23 protein-coding genes are annotated in these 21,377 nt (G+C 47.6%); 11 read left to right on the top strand and 12 right to left on the bottom strand.

The window, feature by feature from the left end; translation table 11 throughout:
* Nucleotides 1-18: 18 nt before the first annotated feature.
* Nucleotides 19-1,644, bottom strand: coding sequence for a peptide ABC transporter substrate-binding protein (locus HP398_RS10120; RefSeq protein WP_173622495.1), 1,626 nt, complete (start codon nt 1,642-1,644; stop codon nt 19-21).
* Between the two features lie 111 nt (nt 1,645-1,755).
* Between HP398_RS10120 and HP398_RS10115 the strand changes: the two genes are divergently transcribed.
* A complete protein-coding gene (locus tag HP398_RS10115; protein ID WP_173622494.1) occupies nt 1,756-2,568 on the top strand; it encodes a serine hydrolase in 813 nt (270 codons plus the stop codon).
* Nucleotides 2,569-2,675: 107 nt separating this feature from the next.
* On the opposite strand, the gene HP398_RS10110 is transcribed toward HP398_RS10115, so the two are convergent.
* The 4 genes from HP398_RS10110 to HP398_RS10095 form a co-directional block, all read right to left on the bottom strand.
* Complete coding sequence (locus HP398_RS10110) at nt 2,676-3,971, bottom strand: phytoene desaturase family protein (RefSeq protein WP_017247658.1); 1,296 nt, start codon at nt 3,969-3,971, stop codon at nt 2,676-2,678.
* Between the two features lie 280 nt (nt 3,972-4,251).
* Nucleotides 4,252-5,382, bottom strand: a complete 1,131-nt coding sequence (locus HP398_RS10105; RefSeq protein ID WP_173622493.1) for a virulence factor — start codon at nt 5,380-5,382, stop codon at nt 4,252-4,254.
* Between the two features lie 102 nt (nt 5,383-5,484).
* Nucleotides 5,485-6,345: a GNAT family N-acetyltransferase gene (locus HP398_RS10100; RefSeq protein WP_017247656.1), complete on the bottom strand. Its 861-nt coding sequence runs from the start codon at nt 6,343-6,345 to the stop codon at nt 5,485-5,487.
* A gap of 22 nt (nt 6,346-6,367) precedes the next feature.
* Entirely contained in the window at nt 6,368-7,126 is a 759-nt protein-coding gene (locus HP398_RS10095) for a DUF4931 domain-containing protein (protein WP_017247655.1), read from the bottom strand.
* Between the two features lie 201 nt (nt 7,127-7,327).
* Here HP398_RS10095 and HP398_RS10090 point away from each other — a divergent pair, with 201 nt between their 5' ends.
* Nucleotides 7,328-7,573 carry a hypothetical protein gene (locus HP398_RS10090; protein ID WP_007727802.1) on the top strand — a complete coding sequence of 82 codons (246 nt, stop codon included), beginning with the start codon at nt 7,328-7,330 and terminating at the stop codon, nt 7,571-7,573.
* Nucleotides 7,574-7,650: 77 nt separating this feature from the next.
* The gene (locus HP398_RS10085; RefSeq protein WP_017247654.1) at nt 7,651-8,022 is read left to right on the top strand and encodes a L,D-transpeptidase; all 372 of its coding nucleotides are present in this window, start codon (nt 7,651-7,653) and stop codon (nt 8,020-8,022) included.
* A gap of 47 nt (nt 8,023-8,069) precedes the next feature.
* On the opposite strand, the gene HP398_RS10080 is transcribed toward HP398_RS10085, so the two are convergent.
* The 4 genes from HP398_RS10080 to HP398_RS10065 all read right to left on the bottom strand — a co-directional run bounded on the left by HP398_RS10080 (nt 8,070) and on the right by HP398_RS10065 (nt 12,144).
* Nucleotides 8,070-8,291: a hypothetical protein gene (locus HP398_RS10080; RefSeq protein WP_017247653.1), complete on the bottom strand. Its 222-nt coding sequence runs from the start codon at nt 8,289-8,291 to the stop codon at nt 8,070-8,072.
* Between the two features lie 90 nt (nt 8,292-8,381).
* Nucleotides 8,382-10,298 carry an ABC transporter ATP-binding protein gene (locus HP398_RS10075; RefSeq protein WP_173622492.1) on the bottom strand — a complete coding sequence of 639 codons (1,917 nt, stop codon included), beginning with the start codon at nt 10,296-10,298 and terminating at the stop codon, nt 8,382-8,384.
* 264 nt (nt 10,299-10,562) lie between these two features.
* Entirely contained in the window at nt 10,563-11,285 is a 723-nt protein-coding gene (locus HP398_RS10070; protein WP_017247651.1) for an NAD-dependent deacylase, read from the bottom strand.
* A gap of 103 nt (nt 11,286-11,388) precedes the next feature.
* Nucleotides 11,389-12,144: a cupin domain-containing protein gene (locus HP398_RS10065; protein ID WP_173622490.1), complete on the bottom strand. Its 756-nt coding sequence runs from the start codon at nt 12,142-12,144 to the stop codon at nt 11,389-11,391.
* A gap of 178 nt (nt 12,145-12,322) precedes the next feature.
* Here HP398_RS10065 and HP398_RS10060 point away from each other — a divergent pair, with 178 nt between their 5' ends.
* The 6 genes from HP398_RS10060 (at nt 12,323) to HP398_RS10035 (ending at nt 16,655) form a co-directional block, all read left to right on the top strand.
* Nucleotides 12,323-13,108, top strand: a complete 786-nt coding sequence (locus tag HP398_RS10060; RefSeq protein ID WP_173622489.1) for a metallophosphoesterase family protein — start codon at nt 12,323-12,325, stop codon at nt 13,106-13,108.
* Between the two features lie 171 nt (nt 13,109-13,279).
* On the top strand, nt 13,280-13,708 hold the full coding sequence (locus tag HP398_RS10055) for a disulfide oxidoreductase (RefSeq protein WP_017247648.1): 429 nt from the start codon (nt 13,280-13,282) through the stop codon (nt 13,706-13,708).
* Nucleotides 13,709-13,711: 3 nt separating this feature from the next.
* Nucleotides 13,712-14,182: a thioredoxin family protein gene (locus tag HP398_RS10050; protein WP_017247647.1), complete on the top strand. Its 471-nt coding sequence runs from the start codon at nt 13,712-13,714 to the stop codon at nt 14,180-14,182.
* 177 nt (nt 14,183-14,359) lie between these two features.
* Complete coding sequence (gene ctaG / locus HP398_RS10045) at nt 14,360-15,229, top strand: cytochrome c oxidase assembly factor CtaG (RefSeq protein WP_017247646.1); 870 nt, start codon at nt 14,360-14,362, stop codon at nt 15,227-15,229.
* Nucleotides 15,230-15,263: 34 nt separating this feature from the next.
* On the top strand, nt 15,264-15,875 hold the full coding sequence (locus HP398_RS10040) for an SCO family protein (RefSeq protein ID WP_173622488.1): 612 nt from the start codon (nt 15,264-15,266) through the stop codon (nt 15,873-15,875).
* 6 nt (nt 15,876-15,881) lie between these two features.
* Entirely contained in the window at nt 15,882-16,655 is a 774-nt protein-coding gene (locus tag HP398_RS10035; protein WP_173622487.1) for a FixH family protein, read from the top strand.
* A 59-nt stretch (nt 16,656-16,714) separates the two neighbouring features.
* Here HP398_RS10035 and HP398_RS10030 read toward each other — a convergent pair whose 3' ends face one another.
* Together HP398_RS10030 and HP398_RS10025 are read right to left on the bottom strand one after the other, a co-directional pair.
* Entirely contained in the window at nt 16,715-17,065 is a 351-nt protein-coding gene (locus HP398_RS10030; protein ID WP_082192161.1) for a transporter, read from the bottom strand.
* 132 nt (nt 17,066-17,197) lie between these two features.
* Nucleotides 17,198-18,364, bottom strand: coding sequence for a UDP-N-acetylmuramoyl-tripeptide--D-alanyl-D-alanine ligase (locus tag HP398_RS10025; protein ID WP_173622546.1), 1,167 nt, complete (start codon nt 18,362-18,364; stop codon nt 17,198-17,200).
* Between the two features lie 151 nt (nt 18,365-18,515).
* Between HP398_RS10025 and HP398_RS10020 the strand changes: the two genes are divergently transcribed.
* Together HP398_RS10020 and HP398_RS10015 are read left to right on the top strand one after the other, a co-directional pair.
* Nucleotides 18,516-19,583, top strand: coding sequence for a CapA family protein (locus tag HP398_RS10020; RefSeq protein ID WP_026042978.1), 1,068 nt, complete (start codon nt 18,516-18,518; stop codon nt 19,581-19,583).
* A gap of 151 nt (nt 19,584-19,734) precedes the next feature.
* A complete protein-coding gene (locus HP398_RS10015) occupies nt 19,735-20,703 on the top strand; it encodes a GNAT family N-acetyltransferase (protein ID WP_017247640.1) in 969 nt (322 codons plus the stop codon).
* 68 nt (nt 20,704-20,771) lie between these two features.
* Here HP398_RS10015 and HP398_RS10010 read toward each other — a convergent pair whose 3' ends face one another.
* Nucleotides 20,772-21,275, bottom strand: coding sequence for a CarD family transcriptional regulator (locus HP398_RS10010; RefSeq protein ID WP_017247639.1), 504 nt, complete (start codon nt 21,273-21,275; stop codon nt 20,772-20,774).
* Between the last annotated feature and the right edge of the window lie 102 nt (nt 21,276-21,377).

Below are 21,377 nucleotides of genomic sequence, written 5' to 3'. Positions count from 1 at the left end.
TCCTTCATAGACTCATGATTACTTTTGATTGGAAGCGTACTTGAAGTCGATGAACCCGAGTGCATCTACCACCACATCTTTTACGCTATCCTGCTTCACCCACGCATAGGTGAAATAGTAGATTGGCAACGCAGGCATTTCATCCATGACGATTTGTTCAGCTTTCTTGAGGATTTCCTTACGCTTCGCTACATCCCCTTCTTTGGCAGATTGCGCGAGCAAATCGATGAATTCCTTGTTTTCCCATTTGGATGTATTCAGTCCACCCTTGAAGACTTCCAGGAAGTTAATCGGATCGTTGAAATCGCCAATCCAGCTACCACGACCGATTGTGAAGTTTCCTTGCTTCATGTCCTCGCGGTGAACCTTGTTCTCTTTGTTAACCAGTTTGACTTCGATGCCAAATGCTTTGCGCCATTGATCCTGAATGACTGTCGCAATACGTGAATTGACCTCTGACGTATTGTATGCAATCGTGATCGGTGGCAACTCTTTGATCCCCGCTTCTTGCATGCCTTCTGCCAAGAGCTTCTTCGCGGTCTCTACATTGCCGTCTTTGATGTAGCCCTCTGGTGTAAGTGCCATGGTTGGCGGGAGAATCCCCGTCGCTGGCGTGCTCTTGTATGGTACGACATTATCGGAGATTTCCTGACGATTGACTGCCGTAGCAAACGCCTGACGAATCTTTTTGTTATCAAACGGCTTTTGCGTCGTATTGAAAATGTACCAGTACGTACCTGCTGTCGCTTGAGCTTGCATCTTTCCGGATTCTTTCAGAGCATCCAGCGCATCCAGTGGCAAATCGCCCAATGGTGAGCCTGCCCAATCCAGGTCACCTTTTTCAAACATCGACAGCTCCGTATTGGCATCCTCGATCATGTTCAAGGTCAGCGTGGACAATTTGACAGCGTCCTTATCCCAGTAAGAATCGCTCTTCTCGAATTCGATCTTTGATTTGTGCTCCCAATTTTTCAAGGTGAATGGCCCGTTTGTCATGTACGTCTCTGGCTTAGAAGCCCACTCTTTGTTGCCCTCAACCGCTTTTTTGTTAACCGGGAAATAGGTGACAGATGCAACCAGTTCCGGGAAAAACGGTGCAGGGTTTTCCAGTGTAACAACCAATGTCTTGTCGTCGGTTGCCTTCACGCCGACATCTTCGGCTTTTGCCTTGTTGGCGTTAAAGGCTTGCCCATTTTTCAAATAGTACATCTGGTACGCGTAACCGGATGCGGTTTTCGGGTCAAGAACCCGTTTCCATGCGTACTCGAAGTCATGAGCGGTAACCGGATCTCCATTGGTCCATTTGGACTCCCGCAGATGAAAGGTGTACGTGAGACCATCAGCGGAAACCTCGTACTTCTCTGCGACCGCCTCTTTCAGCTCGCCTTTTTCATTCAAGCGCAGGAGGCCATCAAATGCTGCACGGGCAACAGACATCGAAGGGATATCTTCTGCCAGTCCAGGGTCGATCGTGCTTGGCTCACCAGAATTCAGGTTGACCTGCATTGTTTGAGGGGCGCTACTCTGCTCCTGCTTTGCACCTGTCGTCTCCCCCGTGGTGCTTGCTTGCGGTGTTCCACAACCAGCGAACGCTAAACTGGTTAACAGAACAGCACAAAATGATAGTTTCTTCCACTTTTGCAACAGCAAAACCCCCATCTTAGGAATAATTCTTCTTGATTGTTAGGAGCATGACTAAATAATATTATCTTGAGAAAATTTTGTCTACATCGAAACAAAAGGAGATGGGTCTACATGTTATCCAGTCTTTTTGCCCAAATATCCAGCCTGATTAAGGACGCAGGAGGGGAATGGGGAATCTTTTTCGAAGATTTACAAACCGGTGAAACCTTATCCATCAACGAAGTTCAACGCTTTTATGCAGCCAGTGTGATCAAAGTCCCGATCATGACAGCTGTTTTTGCAGAGGCGTACGCAGGCAAGTTTGCCTTAGAGGACAAAATCAAGCTGCGTGCAGAGGATCTCGTTGGCGGTGCAGGTGTTCTTCAGCATATGACTCCCGGCACTGAATTTACGATTCGCGATCTGGTTACCCTGATGATCATCCAAAGCGACAATACAGCGACGAACATAATGATTGATCTCGTCGGAACAGAGAGCATTCGCAACGCGATGCAGAAAACAGAAATGACAAACAGTCACTTCTACAATAAGCTCATGGTCATCCCAGCCGAATTAGAAGGATACAATGAGGTGACGGCAAAAGACATGGGAAGCCACCTCCGATACTTGGCAACAGGAAAAGTGATCTCCTACGACAGCTGTTTGAAAATGGTCGCCATCTTGAAGACTCAGCAGCACCGTGACCGCATCCCCTTCCTTTTGCCTGACCCAGACGGTGATGTGATCGGGATGATTCCGAAATGGGAATTCGCCAACAAGACTGGCTCTGTGACCAAAATCACGCATGATGTCGGCATCCTCTACATCGGTTCTCATGCTGTCACCTTGTCCATTTTAAACAAGGGACTCGAGCAAAAGGATGCTGCCGACGTCATGGCGCAAATCGGCAATCTCGTTTATCACGTATATAGTCAGAAAGCATAATCCATGTGGCCTGCCATCTCCATTGGCGGGCTTTTTTCTATGTAACTTTGCATGAGAAAAAACAAGCAGGCATTCCTTTCTTCAAGGAACACCCGCTCGTCATCGACTTATTCTTTTTCCAAAATCAGCTTGGCAACGTTCATCGCGCTAGAGAAAGACAGCTCAGACAGCTGACCTTGTCCTTCACACCAGTCACCCGCGAAGAACAGGTTGCGGTAATCTGGCATGAAGATCGGCATTGGCTTCTGATTCATGGTCCACTTGATCTCCTGTACGACTGCACGAGCAGAAACACGCGGCACAACCAGTTGCTCACGCCAGCCTGGGAAATGCTTGTCATACAGGTTTTCAATCTCTTGTTTGCGGATTTCGGCCGCTTCCTTGTTCCCTACTTCATCCTGACGCATGTAAGCAGTCGCCTGCAGCAGCTGTCCGCCTTCAGGTACACAAGTACGGTCATAATACGAAATATCGGTAATGAAAATATTGTTTGCTTTTTCGTAGATGTAAGAGTACGGTACGTCAATTCGCTCTTTCAAGCCAATGTCATACACCATAACAACCGTTGGCTCGTATTCAGCATGCTGTGCAACCGCATGCTCCAGGCGCGTCTCCGCAAAGACCTTCGCCATCTCCTTCGGCGGAATACAGCAAATAAACTCATCCGCCGTAAATTCGCCCTCCGGTGTCACCACTCCAACCACACGATCATTCTCTACTTGGAACTTCTCTACTTTGGTTTTGATCAGAATCGTACCTTGATTTGCTTCAATGATACGTACGAATTCATTGATCAACGCTTGCCAACCACCACCGATATACGCTACCGGTTTATTCGTTGTAAACAAACGACTGTAGTACGCAAAGAATACGTCAGAAGGAATCTTTTCAGGCTCACGTGTGAAGAAGTTAGAAGATGCAAGCGTCAACATCATTTCTCGCACTTCTTCGTTGACTTGCTTTTTCTCCATCCACTTTTGAATCGACATATGTGGATGGCCTTTCTCCATTTTTAGCATCGTTTTCAAAATCTCAAACGTGAACAATACTTTGTCCATGCCTTTTAAGAGCTTCGTTTGGAAAAGTCCTTGTACATTCGCCGGAACTGCAGTCAGATCGCTACCAATATCGTACTTGGCTTTCGTCGGATTGAAATCCTGCCAATCGATGTTCAGACCCAATTCTTTTTCAAACGTTCTCAAAACGGAGCTGTCGCGAGCATAAATGGCGTGGGCACCGAAGTTGAAGTTAAATCCTTTGATCTTCAGTGTAACGGCACGTCCACCCAATTGACCGCGTTCCAAAACTGCAACTTTTTTGCCTTTCGACGACAGGTAGGCGGCACTGGAAAGACCAGCAAGTCCCCCACCTACAATAACAACGTCATAGTGATTGGTTGTCATACACAATCTCCCCTACGCACTAGCGATGTTGAATACATAAGCTAAACCCTATCCTAGTCTAAGGGATGGATAAGGTGGAAGTCAACTATTATTGGACTGTGTCTATTTTTATACTGACTTATACCAATATTTACCTAATGAACCAACTTGTTTACCGCTCTTCTTGAAGCAGTATGCCCCGCTATTCGCCGTATATCCAGCCAATGAAAACACGACAAAAAAGCCCTCTATAGCAGTTATCTGCTTGATAGAGGGCTCTTGCGTCATTGCAAGCAGCGAATTAATCGTTTCGGCGAGTCATTTGCTGCCAAACGGTACCGCTAGCCGCCTCGCCGCTTTCAATGCGCTGCACGGCCATTTGGACTTGCAAGCTGACCTCGAACTCGGGATCATTCTGTGCAGCACGCAAAGCGTCCAAGGCGGTTTCATCCCCCACCTCAAACAAGTAGCGAGCAGCGCGCCAGCGTACCAGCTTGTTTTTATCCTTCAACGCTTCACACATCGGTAGAATCGCGCGCGTGTCGCCTAAGTCAGACAAGGTATCGCCCGCTGTGCGTCGTACAGAGACGGAATCATCGCGGAGCGCTTCAAACAACAGCGGGAAAACATCATCGCCGCCGATCATGCCCAGATATACAACCGCCAGCCTGCGAATCGACGGTTTGCCATCACGAAGCGCTTTTTCCAAAACAGGCAAATCCTCTTCGGTAGGCTCCATTCGATCCAGCACTTCATATCTTTTTTGCCAATCCGGATCATCGAGCATCTCCAGCGTAACGACTTTCTTTTCACGCACGACTGGCTCTGGGGTTTCCCCGGGACCAAGCGCCATGGCCTGTTCCACGATTTCTTCTACACGACTCTCCGGATAGGAGGCATCGACTTCCAATGCGACCTCTTCACCAATCTCACGCAAATCGCCGTAACGCACGCCATGCTCGACCCATTTTCGCTCCATAATAAGGTTGGGCGAAGCAGAGCCTGCACGCACGGCTGCCTGTCCAAAACGCTCTGGCAGGGCTGCACGAATCTGTTCTGTTCCCATGGTCACCTTGACCTGCATCGGTACACCGCGGAACATTTGAACGTACACTTGCGCCTCTCCAAATGCCCCCGCTTCCTCCGCAGACATGTCAGGAACAGCCGCTCCTCCACCTGCTTGCAAAACCTCGCGCGCGACTGTCAAAATACGCTGCCAGTCTGCATTAGATTTTCGCTCCAGCGCGAGAAAATCTGCCGTATGAAAAATGGAAGTAACCCCTTCGATCTCCAAGAGCTTGTTCATGAGTTCTGGTGCTTTACTCGCATCTTTCTTTGTATAGACATGTTGGACCCCATCCGGCAAACGCTCGTCTACATTCAGCTTCATGACGTTTGGACTCGGCGTCGGTTCGATGGACAACAGTTTCATATTGAGTCACTCCTTTTTACAACACACTTGCTTTCTCTTCTATCGTAGCATGTATCCTGATACGTTTTCCAACCCGAGAGATAGGGAAAAGCAGTTTGCCCACTACAACGCCAGCTTGTAGTAATCATTGGCCGACTTTACGAAAAAGCCGCATGATTCATACAGTCCCAAAGCATTGCTGTTTTCACAGGCTACCTCCAGTGATACGTTCTGGTATCCCTCTTTCCCCAGCATCTCGATCGTTTGTGCCAATGCCTGGCGTCCATATCCTTTCCCTTGGTAATCCGGGTGGACACAAAATCCATAAATAAACGCCTTGCCCTCATCCTTGTTCACGCTTATTTTGCCAATGGCCTTATCATCGACAATCATCAAATGTGTGGTGGCCTTGGGATCACCCGCCATGTTTTCGGCCATTTCCCTCGCGCGTTCTTCCTCCATTTGAAAACCATGGACGTTCAGCCAAATCAACGTTTCGTAGTCACTGGCGATCTCCGGTCGAAGCAGCACCTTTCCAGAAACCGTTGCTCTTTGCTTCTCTCCCAAATCCATCCAATATTCCGAGAATTGATATTCCCCACCGATTCGCTCCATATATGACTTACCATTTTCTGATTCTCGCTGAACGATAAACAACTGCGCCGGAATGCCTCTTCGTCTGCATGCATCTGCGGCTTGTGCTTGCAACGCTGTGAATATGCCTTTTCTTCTGTAGGCTGGGTGGACCATGCCGCTCACTTCTGCCTCACCGCCATGAAACACGTAGAGCCCCAGAAAGCCAACCAGCTTTCCATCTGCATAACATACAAAATCTTCTTCATGCTCTCCCGAACGCTTTTCCAGCATACTCGGGTTTACTTTGAGATCAATCCCATCCTGCTCATTGCAAATCCCAACCAATTCTTTAATTTGTGCCAGTTCCTCTGAGGTGAGTGTTTTTCTTGCCGTGATCGTATACGTCATAGCGTAAGCACCCTTTCTATGATTAGAAGTATCGGCGTTGCATTTCAGCGACCATATCTTCCAAATTATTGGCGACCTGCGGAATAGAATAGCCTACGTAAAGAGGCGAGGTAACAAACCGGGGAACCACTTTGGCGATCAGCTTTTCTCCCCAATGGTAGAAGAAAAAATTATAGCTTTGGTTGCGCGGATTGACATGAGTCAGTATCCAATGTGCTAAAATTTGTAAGTAGTCTGCCATTTTCGGCAATCGATCAAAGTCCGATAGAATGACGTTGTATTCAAAAAAACCTGCACGGGGATGCGTAGACAGATTGCATTCAATCCCTGCCTCTTGATCGATAGTCATGCCATTAAAATCACTGTCTTTTACCTGATCCAGATAGTTATAGTCATTTAATCCGACGATCTGCATGTGCGGATGACGGATGCTCCCCCCGGAATACGAGCCGTGGTTTTTGAAAAACAGAACAGAACGATAAGAGTTACTTTGCTCCATTTCCAGCCACTTCTCTACCCCGAATGCCAGCAATGCTCGTACATGCTCTTTGGAATAGACAGACCAATCCCCTTGGCATTCATCCGTCTCAATCAAAACAGTCTGATGTGTCTCCTCCAAAACAGGGAATTTGTTCATGAGCCAAATCATGGAGCCCCGCTGCTCCAAAACGTCTGTGAGACTGTTTCGATCACAAAAAGGACAGGCCGTTTCTGTGTTGTTTACACTCACTGGCTTTTTTCTGCCTATTTGCATGTTAAAGTGCAAGTGCGTCTGCTTCATTCCCATGTCCCTCCAGTTTGTGCTACTTCCACTTTACACGCATTTCCTGGGAAAATCATGACGTTTTTTGCCCAGACGACACTTTTGAAACCACAATTGGACTGCCTATTTTTCAATGTCTGTGGCGTTTGTTTCTTTTTTTATCTCAAATGTTTTACATACAATGGAAAGCAGTGAAACCTGGAAAGGTGTTGGAATTGGATGGAAAAATCATTTTATTATCCTGTTAGCTGGAGCGAGGCCCAACATTACAAAACGTTGCTTGATCAAGAAGGAGTCCCTTATGAAATTCAATCCCCGCTCGATTTGCCTGTCTTGGAAGAAGGTAAGCTGGCCATCGTCTTTCCTTCCATTCCTTTACGGATGTACGTCTGGGTGCGAACCTTGTTCTATCGTGACGGCCTTCGCTATCCGGATACGTTTTCGTTAGATTTCAAACTACATTAATCATGAGAGGAAAGGGACCGGTATCGTCGGTTTTCATAACATAGTAAGAGCGGCATTTCGTATCGTTTGTGGGGGAGGTGAAGAAGCTGACGTCCTACAACATCCGTATCTCGATTGCAAAGCTACGTCTCGATCTGTTCGATGGGAACCGACTCATCCGTTCTTATCCTGTTGCCTTGGGCAAAATTGCCACATCGACGCCACGAGGGGATTTTACCATCATCAGCAAAGTCCCCTATCCGAATTCCTATCCGGGAGGTCCTCTGAGTGTATTCGGAACCATCTGGATGGGACTAAGTAAGCCACACTACGGCATTCACGGCACGAACGATCCTTCCTCAATCGGCAAGTATGTATCTCACGGCTGTATTCGCATGTACAATGAGGACGTGAATGCTCTGGCAAAAATCGTGCCCATTGGTACGCCCGTTCGAATCAGACAGCAATAAATAAACATGCAAAGACCCGCCTCTCTTAAACCAAGGGCGGGTCTTCTTTACATAAGATGAGTCTTTTTCGTTCTTTCTGCTTCCGTTTCATCCGCTTCCAAGAATACAAGATATCTTCTTGCTTGCTTGTACATGATCGATAACGTCATTTCCCTGATCTTGTTCATGATCACTTCTTTATCCTCTGGATGCACTTCGGAAGAGAGCTGTTGTTCTTGTAGCTCTAGGTAAGACATCACCCATTCCGGGTCTAACTTATAGGCAGGCAACGACAGCGACTCCTCTACTCTAGTAATCTACTCTAGTCTACAGGTGGAAGCGTCCCATTCCCAGCCCTCAATTACTGGCTACGCCACTAATTATTTCCCTTGCTCCAATTCCTCTACCAATGCAGATAATTCCGCCCAACGCTCAATGGTTGCTTCCAGCTCTGCCGCCACTTGCTGTTCTTCAGCATAGAGCTTTTCGATTTTGCCGTAATCGCTGCCAGACGCTGCAATCTCTTGTTTTAGCTTGACGCTGCGCTCTTCCAAAGCCGCGATCTTTCCTTCAATCGCATCCCATTCCTTCTGGTCCTTGTAGGACAGCTTGCGCGTGCGGTTGTTGCCGCGATTAGCCCCGCTGTTGCTTTGCGCCTTTTCTGCCTGCTGATCCGCTTCTTGCACCTGTGTTGCTTTTTCCTGACGTCTGTCTTCCAGGTACTCGGAATAGTTGCCGTAGTACTGACGAATGTTTCCTTGCCCTTCAAAGGCAAACAAATGGTCAACTGTACGATCGAGGAAATAGCGGTCATGCGATACCGTAATGACTGCGCCTGGGAATTGCTCGAGATAGTCCTCCAAAATACTGAGCGTTTGAATATCTAAATCATTCGTAGGCTCATCTAAAAACAGCACATTCGGCTCTCCCATCAGTGTACGGAGCAGGTAGAGACGACGACGTTCTCCACCAGACAGGCGGGAAATCGGTGTCCATTGCATATGCGGCGAAAACAGGAATCGCTCCAGCATTTGCGAAGCCGTGATCGACTCACCATTGCTCGTCTGAATGACCTCTGCTGCTTCCTTTACATATTCGATGACGCGCAGCTTTTCGTCCATCTCGACGCTATCCTGCGTGTAGTAGGCGATTTTAACGGTCGTCCCGATTTCCAATGAACCACTATCCGGTTGAATTCTTCCTGCGAGCATGTTCAAAAGTGTCGTTTTTCCACTTCCGTTTGGCCCGATAATTCCCACACGATCACCCGGCAGGACAATATAGCTGAAATCGTTGATCAGTTTTCGCTCACCGTATGCTTTATTGATATTTGTGAGCTCGATCACCTTTTTGCCGAGACGACTGGCCCCGAGTGCCATTTCCATCTTGGCGGCAGGTCCATCTACGGCTTTATCTCGTAACTCCTCAGCCCGTTGCACACGCGCCTTTTGTTTGGTCGTTCGCGCTTTTGCTCCACGACGCAGCCATGCCAGCTCGCGGCGAAGCAGATTTTGCCGCTTGCTTTCTACGGCCGCTTCATTTTCTTCACGCTCTGCCTTTTTCTCCAAGAACATCGCGTAGTTGCCTTCATAGCTGTACAGCTTGCCGCGATCCAGTTCAAACGTGCGGTTCGTCACGCGATCCAAGAAGTAGCGATCATGGGTGACGAGCAACAAAGCACCCTTGTAGCGTGACAAATACTCTTCCAGCCACTCGACTGTCTCATTGTCAATATGGTTCGTAGGCTCATCCAAAATGAGCAGGTCTGCTGGTTGGATCAAAGCTCGTGCCATTGCTACCCGCTTTTTTTGTCCACCAGAGAGCTCTCCTACCTTTTGCGAGAAATTGTGCAGGCCAAGCTTGGTCAGGATCATTTTGGCTTGTGTATTGCTCTCCCACGCATCAGCCGCATCCATCCTGTTTTGAACAGCAAACAATCGCGCCTGCTTTTTTTCGTCGTCAGGCGATTCTTGAACAGCCTCAAGCGCTGTTTCATAATCACGCAAAAGCTGAATGAGTAGAGAATCGCCGTAAAATACTTGTTCCAGTACGGAGGAGTTTTCGTCGAAATCGGGATTTTGCGGCAAATACTCCACATGGAAATGATTCGCATGAATAATCTTCCCGCTATCCGCTGTATCCAAGCCCGCCACGATTTTCAAGAGCGAGGATTTTCCCGTACCATTTACACCGATCAGACCAATGCGCTCTTGCTCGGCAATATGAAAGGAAATGTTATCAAACAATACTTTTTCTCCATAGCCTTTGGAGAGGTTTTCTACTGATAATATTTGCATGAACGTCACCTGTACTTTTCTATTTGCGTATCGAGAAGCCATATGAATCTTACACTCGATGGTATCATGTTTTTCGCGCAAGCTCTAGGGTGATTCAAATGGATTGTACAAATATTGGAATACCATCTCATTAATGGTAAAATATTGAATATGAAGTAATAATGACACAAATATAAAAATAAAATAGGAAGCGTCACCAGCAATCAGGCATGTCAACGGGCCCAAACAGAAGAAGCGTACTCTTTTCATCGAGCACGCCTGCTTTTACTCTCCTAACGACTGTCCTACTCTTTGCAGCACGCTGCCAATCCGTTCATTTTGGATAACCTCATCTGCCCACGCATCCAATGGGGTTGGTTCCTGATTGACAATGACCAGTTTGGCTCCTCTTTCTTTTGCATGCTGCGGAAACCAATTGGCAGGACTCACCGTAAGCGAAGAACCTAATACGATGAACAAATCGGCTTGTTCCGTCCACGAGATGGCCTGATCGACTTGTGATTGCGGCAAAGATTCGCCAAACAGGACAACACCCGGACGCAAAAATCCTCCGCATGCGCAAATCGTCCCTTGATCCTCCAGATAACGTGTATTGGCATACTCGGTCCCGCAGGCAAGACAGCGGATTTTCGCAAGGGAGCCATGGAGTTCGGCTACAGCCAAGCTTCCCGCCTCTTGATGAAAGCCATCCACATTTTGTGTAATGACTCCATGAACCAATCCACGCCGCTCCCATTCAGCTAAGCACTCGTGTCCGGTGTGTGGCTTGCAAGACAGTAGACCTTGAATGCGCATCTGATAAAATTCCACAAACGCTTCCCGATTCTCCATCATTGCGCGTGTACTCGCGAGTTGCATCGGATCTTTGCCGCGCCACAGCCCAGACTGTGAACGAAAATCAGGCAAGCCACTCTCTGTCGACATGCCTGCTCCGGTGAATACAACGGTAAAGGAAGATGTCCGCAACCAGTGTGCCAGATGATCCATCATGGTTCTCCCCTTCATCTTTGAAAATGTTCTTCTCCTGATTGTAATAGAAGAATGCCGAATTTGGGAGACCTGCCCATCAAGGCACTATCTGTCTTACCATTCAATAGGATGGATAAACGGGTTGTGGCGTATATCCGGTATGGTAGGGATTCGTGCCATATTGTGGATACCCGGTCGATTGTTGATAGACTGGGTGCTGTCCATACCCACCCTGCTGCACATAGTTGGCATCGTAATAACCGTAACTGTCTGGCAACTGGCTCGAGTAGCCATAGTACGGGTACTGGCTTGAGGCAGCTCTATCTGGCAACTGCCCCTGCTGCTGACATCCTACTGGCGGGCCAATCACGACTGTTTTGGTAAGAGGCGCAAATGTTTCTTTTACCTTTGCTTCATCTAAACAATACGTATGTGCCCACACACTTGCTGGAGTCAACCGCAAAATATCGGAGCCAAAGATCACCTCAGGAGTTGGCGCATCAAAAATAGCCAGTAAGTGCGTATCGTCAGTCAAGGCCATTTCATAGTGCCACCAGCCCTGCGGGATATTGGCAACTTGTCTCGGTTTAATATTGTAATTGAGCAATTGATTGGTAAAAGGATTGATTAGGGACACAATGGCCTCACCAGCGATGCAGTACACCAGCTCCGATGCATTTTGATGGATGTGTGGCTCGACAACATTTCCGGTTGTCAGGAAAATATCCAGCAACGAACTGTTACCTAATGTATTTAACTGTGCGATTCCCAGGGAATCGATGAAATTCCGATCGTCCTTTTTAAAAAACAGATTATTTCTCATATCGTACGTGAACTGAGTATTTGGCGATGTATAGTCGCGATAGGAAGTAGCCATCTGTCGTTTGATCCTCCCACCGTATGGGTATTTGACTCATTTTTGTATCTTTATTCTCTTTCACAAAATATGTGCACCCATCTATTCCATCGAGAAAGAGACACACCTTTCACCCTCCCCTTTACACAAACATATCCTACTAAAAGGCATAACGGGTACTCGAGGAGGGTGATCTTGTTTGGCTACTTATTTGGTCTCGGACATACATGGTCAGAATCAAGCTTTTCAAAAGGCGCTGCGGGACGTTTCCTTCTCTCCCCAAGCTGGTGATCGTCTGTACGTATTGGGGGACATGGTCGATCGAGGACCTGAATCAAAGGAAGTATTGCTCGATCTACTCGCTCTTCGGCAGGTGTATCCGAATCAAATCTATCTCATAAAAGGGAACCACGAGCAAATGCTCGAGGATTGGCTGTCCGGAAACGGCAATCCGGAGCTATACCTGCGCTACAATGGCGGCGATGCCACCATGCGTTCTTTCTTAGGGAATCACCCGCTGCGGCGAGCTTTTCTTAACCGGATGCCTTCTTTGCAGGAACAAGAAGAAGCGCGGCAATTTATTCTTTCTCACTATCCAACAATTTTGCCAGCCTTGTCGTCTCTTCCTTTGTATATAGAACTGCCAGCCGATCCGCGAACCGGAACTCCAGCCGCACTTTTGGTACACGCAGGCATTCGACCCGGCATCCCCTTGCAGGAACAAAACCCACAAGATTTACTATGGATTCGCGAGCCTTTTTACCTTTATTATGATGGAGAACTCCCTATCATCTTTGGCCATACCCCTGTTCCAGGATTACCTCAATACTCAGGCAGCGGTCCTTGGCGCAGAGACAATATGGTCGGCATTGATGGTGGCGCAGGATATTGGCGAGGCGTCATGCTCATCGAATGGCCTTCTCTTCAATCCATTTTCGTACCGATTCGGGATAGGCAATCCTCTCCACAAGTACGGGTCTACTGATCGTGCTAGGGAAAACTGGGAGCTTTCGCACTGGTGCTCCTACCTGCTGCAAGCGCATCGGGTAGTGCATCCAGTATGATTCGAGAGACAAGCCCATTCGTTCAACAAATTATTACTTTTTATAATCTACTTTCGATTTGTAATATGTTAAGATATGGACGAGGTGTTTATATGAAACGTCAGCAAATCGTGGAACAAGCCATGTTTGCCGCTTGGGGTGTGTCCCTGATCGCAACAGGAGGTAGTTTGTTTTTTTCAGAGGTATTAAAGTACATACCATGTGACCTGTGCTGGTACCAGCGAATCTTGATGTACCCGCTCGTCATCTTACTCGGGGTGGCCTCCGCGAAGAAAGATGACAAGATCGCTTCGTACGCCTTGATTCTCTCCATCATAGGAGGACTCACATCGCTGTATCATTACTCGATTCAAAAAATACCTGCTCTGCAAGATCTGGGTAGCGCTTGCGGCATTGTGCCATGCAACACGGACTATATTAACTGGCTAGGCTTTATCACTATTCCGTTCCTTGCTCTCATTGCCTTCACCTTGATCAGCATCCTGCTTATCATCGTTATGAAAAATGCAAAGGAGAAATGATTCATGAAGAAAGTCATCTTTCTATCCATCCTTGTGGCTGCGCTCCTGATCGGTGCGATCGTGTATGCTGACATTTCGAACCGTCAGCTTGCGGAAGGAAACCCTTACGGTAAAGCCAATTTGCACCCCGCTACTCTCGAACAATTGAGTGACCCACTGTACGATAATCTCATTATGCCTAATGAGCTCAAAGGTAAGCTCAATAATCAGGAGGACGCGTTTGTTTACTTTTACAGCCCGGTTTGTGAGCATTGTAAAGCAACTACCCCCGTCCTTGTACCGATCGTGAAAAGCTTGGACATCGATATGAAAAAGCTCAATTTGCTAGAGTTTAACGCCAGCTATGGTGAATACAACATCGAATTCACCCCGACCCTCGTTCATTACAAGGGCGGCAAGGAAGTAGCTCGACTCGTCGGTGGTCGCGAAGCAAGCGAATGGAAAACATGGTTGGAAGAACAGAAAAAATCATAACATTTGGTAGCCTCCCTCGATTCTTTGCGGGAGGCTCTTTTCATATTGGACATACGTGACAAATATGTGAAGATTTCTGTTCCCTTGGAAGAAATAGCCCGAACGAGTCATTAGGCTTTTCCAGTTATTTGCCTATAATGAGTACTGGGGATAATCCTTGAAAACGGAGGTAATCGCATGACCCTCACTTATTTCACTGAAACCTTTGGCTTTCGGGCGACATGGAATCCAGAGCTGATTCTTTTGACCTTTTTGATCGGTCTGGCTTATTTCGCGCTGATCGGACCATTACGCCAAACTTTTCAAGATTCCACACCTGTTACACGAAAGCAACAGACTTTTTTCACTCTCGGCTTACTTGGTTTTTACTTTAGTATGGGGAGTCCTTTAAACGTAGCTGGGCATTTTTTGTTTAGCGCCCACATGCTGCAGCAATCGTTACTCTATCTCGTAATGCCCTTGCTGCTCTTGGCAGGGACCCCGTCATGGTTGATCCGCGGCCTTTTCTATCGTCGAGGGCTCAAGCTTTTCATGCGAATAGCGAGTCACCCGATACCTGCTATTCTCATGTTCAATGCCCTGTTCTCGTTTTACCATATGCCTGTTATTTTAGACTTGGCAATGAACAACCTAGCCCTACATAATTTGATTCATTTACTGCTGCTGGTGACTGCGATATTGATGTGGATGCCTGTTGTCGCACCGATACCGGAAATTCACCGCCTGTCGGAACTGCAAAAGCTTGCCTACATCTTTGCTAACGGTGTTTTGATTACGCCTGCATGTGCACTGATTATTTTTTCAGCCACACCGTTGTATGCGACATATGTAGACGGTCCTTCCATGCTCTGCGCGCCATTCTTTTCCACGCCGATCGACAAATCGATGTTTGCCGTTCCACTGCTCCCTCTGGAGGATCAACGGCTGGGCGGAATTGTGATGAAGCTCATGCAGGAGCTGACGTACGGAGTCGTCCTGGCTTACATCTTCTCTACCTGGTATCGAAAAGAAAAGAATCAGGAAGAGGACGGCCTCATGACGCCATAGCCAAAAAGAATCAGAAAGGAGGCGCCACCCACACGTGAATATCGCCCCTGCTACCGCTATCCGAATCCGACGGTTGCTCTTGTTGTTACCCGTCCTTGTCCTTGTTGCTCTTGTCGCTTCTTGGGTTTGGTTTGGGCCCAAAAACGCCCAGGCGAAATTACCTGATGTGACTCTGCAAACCATCGATGGACAATCCTATTCGCTAGCACCGCAAAAGAAAACGTTTCGCTTGGTGGAGTTGATTTATACCCGTTGCCCGGATATTTGTCCCACGACAACGGTAAAAATGGTTCAGCTGCAAAAGCGCTTGCTCGAAGCAAACTTGATGGGGCAAGACGTTGAATTTTTGACCATCACGATTGATCCGCAAAACGACACCCCTGAGGTCATGCGCTACTATGCCAAGCAGTTGGGGATTCAAGACCAAGGCTGGACCCTGCTTCGGGGTGATGACGAAACGATCAAAACGGTTACAAATTCGCTTGGCTTTTTTGCCAATAAGATGGATGATGGATTCATCTCTCATACATCGAGTACGTATCTCGTGGATGATAACAATGCCGTTATTCAAAAATTCGGCATGGGTGACGATTTCGATCCCGAACAAATTTATCAGGAACTGTTGAAATTGAAGAAGGAAGGGTAAACCAACATGAAACGTACAACGATTCTGCTCTTATCCATGCTCATGCTCCTTTTAGCCGCTTGTGGAAAAGAGAACGAGCAACAAGCCTTGCTACCCGGATCTCCCGTCGAGGCTGCCTTTACATTGGAACCAAAGGAGCTAGTAGCGGGCGACACCGTTACCTTCTCCGTTACAGTTACACAAGATGGCCAACCCGTGGATGATGCCAAGGAAGTGAAGTTCGAATGGTGGAAAGATGGGCAAGAAAAGCATGAAACGATCCCGGCTTCGCTGCAAGGAGACGGTGTTTACACGGCCCAACAAACCATTAGCGAGCCAGGTTCTTATTTTGTCTACTACCATGTAACGGCACGTGATTTCCACAATATGCAGAAGACCCCATTTACCGTAAACAGCAAGGCTGGTGAGACGCCTGGGGTGACGCCATCTGCGCCGCAAGCTGACGCAGGTCAGGCACACGATCATGGGGCTGCAGGTCACGCGAATGGTGAAACAGTTGATTATCATTTCTCCCCAGCCGACAATATTCAAGTAGCATCACCTGCTGCTCTCACTGTTCATCTGATGAAGGACAACAAAGCTTTGGACAAAGCGACAGTCAAATTCGAGTTCTGGCTGGGAAATGACGAGAAGCACAGCTTCGTCGATGCAACGGAAACTGCGGCTGGCCAGTATGAAGGCAACGTACAGTTCCCGACAGCCGGAGATTATACAGTGAAGGTCCATGTGGAAAAAGGAGATATTCATGATCACAAGGATTTTTCCCTCACCATAAAATAAGGACTTCAAAATAAAAAGGCCATCCTCCCAGGGATTGGCCTTTTTGCTCGTAAATGGAGTTAGCAGGTAAAATAAGCGATTCGATTCAAGTCTGTCCCGTAATACTCCCATCGATATCCTGTCCAGCGGTATCCAGTTACAGAGTGACGACTGACATGGACGGGGTAAAACCAGAAAGAGCGACCATTTCGCAGCCAAACGTATGTGTAACGATATAAACAGGGATAGAATCCGCCAGCATCAATCCGGCGTGTTCCCCCATAACCTCTTGCTCCCGGTGCACTTGGCGTCCTGCTCGGTGGAGGGCCTGATGGCGGAGGGGGAAAACCTCCTGGTGAACCGGGGGAACCAGGCGAGCCGGGAAAATCTGAGGAACCTTCGCGGCCGCCAGGGGGAAATTGATATGACATGACGTGTCACCTCCTACTAGTCTCCCTATAGGAAATGCATCAAACGCACAGATGGTATGTGCGTTTGCCCGCCGTCATTCACCTATTTTTTCCGCAATAGCCTGTATAGTCCCCGCTGACGTCCTCACTCTTTCATCCTTGCTGATTGCTCCGATTGGCTGTTACTCTGCACAGAAATTGTACAGTCTCTCCCATTTTCAACCGATGCGATCCTTTTACGAGGAAGGCTGTATTTGGCTTCAGTTGTTTTGCTAGACAACGATGCAATCCTGCCTTACTCAAGCAATGCCTGACCCGATTTGCCGGAAAACCGGAGAGAATCGCTGCTCTGGCAATATTCCTAGCACTTCTTCCCAGCGTATATAAGTAGTCTACATTTTTTTGACTCAAATATTTCCCGACATCCTCATGACCTTTCACGTCGTATTTGCCCATTTCCAGCATACTGGCGAGCACCGCAATCTTTGTGGTATGCCCTACCTGGCTTAACACATCAATCGCTGCCTTTGCCGCATCTGGATTCGAGCTGTAGGTATCATCCAGCACCTGAATGTTATTCACAAGTCGATAGCTGGTTAGGCGTTTTCGCTGTCCGCGAAACTGACTTAATCCGCGACGAATATCATCGACGGGAATCCCCATCGTATGAGCGACTGCGATAGCAGCCAATGCATTGTATAAATTATGCTCGCCGGGAATAGGGACAAAAAATGACTCCTTTTCTCCACGCAAAGAACATTCGAATCGAAACCCATTGCCCTCTATTTTCGTTCGCCCCGCCTTATAGTCCGCCTCCTGCTCCTTGCCAAATGTAATGATTTTTCCCGTGAACGAACCCAGATAAGGCTGTTGAATAAACTGGCGAGAATAGGGACAGTCCCTATTCAGAAAAATGGTTCCTGTGGGTTTCATATGACGAATTAACTCCGTTTTTGCTAATGCCAGCTGCCTAGCGTCACCGCCAAAATTTCCGATATGAGCCGTGCCAATATTCGTAATGACTCCCATCGACGGCTGTATGATTTTGCAATGCTGTCGCAAATGACCACTTCGATAAATACCATACTCAAGCACTGCGGCCTTGTGCTCGTCCCGAATTCTTTTGGTATGCGCTCTTGTATTTCCCAGGAAGTTCTTGTTGTGCATCGATTTATATGTGGGCATGCGAAGATTCAGGATGGTATAGATCATTTCCTTTGTCGTGGTCTTTCCTGCACTTCCCGTCACAGCGATAACCGGCTTGTCGAGAATCAGTGTCTTTACCGGTACAGCAGCTCTTCTCTTCTTTTTCACGGGTATCACCCCTTTGCCTCGTTCTTCTCTCGATCAGCTTACCTATTGTATGAACGGCATAGACAGCCTGTATAGACCATTATCTATGAAAACGTTCCGCTACTATCCAAATCAGACGGACGACTTCTGGAATAGAGTGGGAGGGGAGGTGAAGCGCATGAAAAAGAAGGCCACCATCGCCGCTGTAGGCGACATCCTAATGTGGAAAGAGCAGGTGGCAACTGCCAGACTGCCTGGTACAGATCAATTCTCTTTTACGGATATGTTTCATTCCGTGACACCGATTCTCTCAGCGGCAGATCTCACGATTGGCAATTTAGAAACCACCTTTTCCGGGAAAACACAGCCCTATCAAATCGGTTCGGCACGAACCGGTTACCCTCGCTTCAACTGTCCAGATGAATTGGCTCGGGACTTGAAATCATCTGGCTTTGACGTATTGACTACAGTGAATAACCACTGTCTGGATGGCGGAGTAACCGGACTATGCCGAACCCTTGATGTTTTGGATCGATACAAGCTTGCTCATACCGGAACCTATCGAAGCCCTGAGGAGGCAAATACCTACCTGATCAAGGAGGTAAACGGCATTCGCATCGCTATGCTTGCTTACACCTACGGGACAAACAAGCAGGTGATCCCCGCTCATACGCCATGGATTGTCCGACTTCTCCATCTTGATACGATATTATCCGACCTGAGAAAAGTCCGTCCTCTCGTCGATGTTGTGATCATCTCCCTTCACTTTGGGATTGAATTCCGCTATACACCGACGACTCGCCAGCGACAGCTCGTACAAAGCCTGCTCGACAACGGTGCTGATGTCATCCTCGGGGCTCATCCACATGTTCTACAGCCTGTTGTCACCCCGAGTATCACGACTGCTCACGGAACAAAGAGACAAACGCTAGTCGCGTATTCTTTGGGCAATTTCACATCAGAGAAAATGCTCTCGTTTGATCAATCTCTGTGCGGAGCAATCCTGCGATTTACTGTCGAAAAGGATGAGAGGAATCAGATTTCACTCGAGCAAATTTCAGTCATCCCGACGTTTTCGCAACGGTATGTAAGTCAAGGGCGTATACGCTTTCGTGTCATCCCCATGCGTTCCTATTTGAAAAGCCCTGATCTGTATGTACGACCCCTGCAGAGAAAAAAGCTCCTCTTGCTATGGAATCGCGCCATCCGCATCATAGGCAGGTCGCGGGGCGTATTGATTGAATAACACGGGAGCAAACGAGGGAGCGGGCAGTTTGCTCCCTACCCTTCCTCTTTTCCTACATAGACCACGATTGACGATTCACAGAACATTTTGGTAAAATTCTTTTGTAACTAACGAAATTAATTTAGGTAGTTACAAAGGAGAGATGACTTGCATGATCACTGTTCGCCGTATCCACCCAGAAGATTTACCTGCATTTCTTGCCTTCCCGGATCACCCTGCGTCCGTTCGGGATGATATCGCTCTTTACCTCGACAAAATGTTCACACAAGGAGCCATGCGTCAGGACTGGTGCTTCATTCTGGAGGTACAGGGTAAGATCGCTGGTCGTCTTGCCTTCTGGACATTGCCTGGCAGTAAACAAGCAACCGATTTGGTATTGTGGGAGCTTCCATGGAAAGAAACAGAATGTCCTTCGCTCGGAGCTCATTTCTTACGCGAAGTCTTCACACTCATGGCAGGGAATCTTTCGGAGAAAATCGGCTATATTCTGGATTCACCTTCCTCCTCTCCCCAATGGCAAACGGATCACCAAGAGCGAAGAAATGTTCTGGAAGCGCTCGGTTTTCGAATTAGCCGGGAAACAAACCGCTTCGAATGGCATGCACCGATTGAGGCAACTGCTATACCGTCAGAAGGAACGCATGATCTGATCGTGTACCGCAGTCTTCCTGAGGTTGGTGAGGCTGCATTTGTGGATGCCATCATGCGCGTCTCGCAATTCACCCATGATCAACAAATTACAGAGGAGCGCTTGGAAAAAGGCCCTCTAGCCCAAGCACAGGAAATGTTCCAAGATTTGCAACAAATGAAATACGAACCGGAATGGTGGCAGCTCGCCTATACAGAAAAAAATGAGCTCATTGGTTTCTTGATGCCTACGGTCAGCCCCACCTTTGCTACAATTGGATACATCGGTGTTCTCCCCGAGCAGAGAGGACACGGCTATATTGATCGATTGCTGAAGCAGACCACTGACGTTCTTGTACAAGCAGGAGAAACATACATCCGCGCAGATACCGATGTCAAAAACACGCCAATGGCTAAAGCCTTTTTACGGGCTGGATACCACCAGTTTGCCAGTCGCCAAGAATTTTCTCTAGATTCTGGCTTGTTGCTGTAATGGACATACAAAAAAGGGGGCGATTGTAGTAACAATCACTCCCCTTGCTTACCTCATATGAACAAAATTTATGGCACAATCTCAGACATTTCTTCTGGGCATACAGCTTGCTTTAGCATCTCTGTTGCCTGATCCGTATTTACGTCTTTTACCAGTTCAATCTCACTAATGAGGAGCTGCTGCGCATTATCCAGCATCACTTTGTCACTCGTTCCCAATACTTTTTCTTTACTCATGCCAACCAAATCACGAATGACCTCAGATTGCTCGTAAATATCGCCACTCTTCATTTTCTCTGTATGAAGCTTGTAGCGCTGCGCTGCATTCAAGGTGGTGTCGCGTTGCCCCTCTCGCATGGCGGCCAAAACATTCTCCAGAATGTCGGCTTCGACCACCTTTCGAATACCAAGAGCGGACATCTTTTCAACCGGGACCATGATGTTTAACTCTTTCAGCAGCATGTTGAGCACATAATAGAGGTGTTTTTCACCCAGAAATTCTTTCTCCTCCATCGCCTCGATTACGCCTGCCCCGTGCATCGGATAAAAAACCTTGTCTCCAACTTGAAACATACGTCCACCTCCTTCAAAGCAATCTATATCCATTATAGCACAAATATTGAATTTAAAATTTTTTATTTTATCATGACGTTTAAAATTAAGTCAACAAAAAAA

Origin of the sequence: Brevibacillus sp. HB1.4B, assembly GCF_013284285.1 — a bacterium.
GTDB classification, from domain to species: Bacteria; Bacillota; Bacilli; order Brevibacillales; family Brevibacillaceae; genus Brevibacillus; species Brevibacillus porteri.
The sequence above is the reverse complement of the archived record's forward strand: the minus strand, read 5'-3'. Positions and strand labels throughout refer to the sequence as shown.

Excerpts from the sequence above, each read along its gene's own strand:
- HP398_RS10115 (WP_173622494.1), top strand. The coding sequence starts at position 1,756 with ATGTTATCCAGTCTTTTTGCCCAAATATCCAGCCTGATTAAGGACGCA.
- HP398_RS10110 (WP_017247658.1), bottom strand. The coding sequence starts at position 3,971 with ATGACAACCAATCACTATGACGTTGTTATTGTAGGTGGGGGACTTGCT.
- HP398_RS10105 (WP_173622493.1), bottom strand. The coding sequence starts at position 5,382 with ATGAAACTGTTGTCCATCGAACCGACGCCGAGTCCAAACGTCATGAAG.
- HP398_RS10100 (WP_017247656.1), bottom strand. The coding sequence starts at position 6,345 with ATGACGTATACGATCACGGCAAGAAAAACACTCACCTCAGAGGAACTG.
- HP398_RS10095 (WP_017247655.1), bottom strand. The coding sequence starts at position 7,126 with ATGAAGCAGACGCACTTGCACTTTAACATGCAAATAGGCAGAAAAAAG.
- HP398_RS10090 (WP_007727802.1), top strand. The coding sequence starts at position 7,328 with ATGGAAAAATCATTTTATTATCCTGTTAGCTGGAGCGAGGCCCAACAT.
- HP398_RS10075 (WP_173622492.1), bottom strand. The coding sequence starts at position 10,298 with ATGCAAATATTATCAGTAGAAAACCTCTCCAAAGGCTATGGAGAAAAA.
- HP398_RS10070 (WP_017247651.1), bottom strand. The coding sequence starts at position 11,285 with ATGGATCATCTGGCACACTGGTTGCGGACATCTTCCTTTACCGTTGTA.
- HP398_RS10065 (WP_173622490.1), bottom strand. The coding sequence starts at position 12,144 with ATGGCTACTTCCTATCGCGACTATACATCGCCAAATACTCAGTTCACG.
- HP398_RS10055 (WP_017247648.1), top strand. The coding sequence starts at position 13,280 with ATGAAACGTCAGCAAATCGTGGAACAAGCCATGTTTGCCGCTTGGGGT.
- HP398_RS10050 (WP_017247647.1), top strand. The coding sequence starts at position 13,712 with ATGAAGAAAGTCATCTTTCTATCCATCCTTGTGGCTGCGCTCCTGATC.
- ctaG (WP_017247646.1), top strand. The coding sequence starts at position 14,360 with ATGACCCTCACTTATTTCACTGAAACCTTTGGCTTTCGGGCGACATGG.
- HP398_RS10035 (WP_173622487.1), top strand. The coding sequence starts at position 15,882 with ATGAAACGTACAACGATTCTGCTCTTATCCATGCTCATGCTCCTTTTA.
- HP398_RS10030 (WP_082192161.1), bottom strand. The coding sequence starts at position 17,065 with ATGTCATATCAATTTCCCCCTGGCGGCCGCGAAGGTTCCTCAGATTTT.
- HP398_RS10020 (WP_026042978.1), top strand. The coding sequence starts at position 18,516 with ATGAAAAAGAAGGCCACCATCGCCGCTGTAGGCGACATCCTAATGTGG.
- HP398_RS10015 (WP_017247640.1), top strand. The coding sequence starts at position 19,735 with ATGATCACTGTTCGCCGTATCCACCCAGAAGATTTACCTGCATTTCTT.
- HP398_RS10010 (WP_017247639.1), bottom strand. The coding sequence starts at position 21,275 with ATGTTTCAAGTTGGAGACAAGGTTTTTTATCCGATGCACGGGGCAGGC.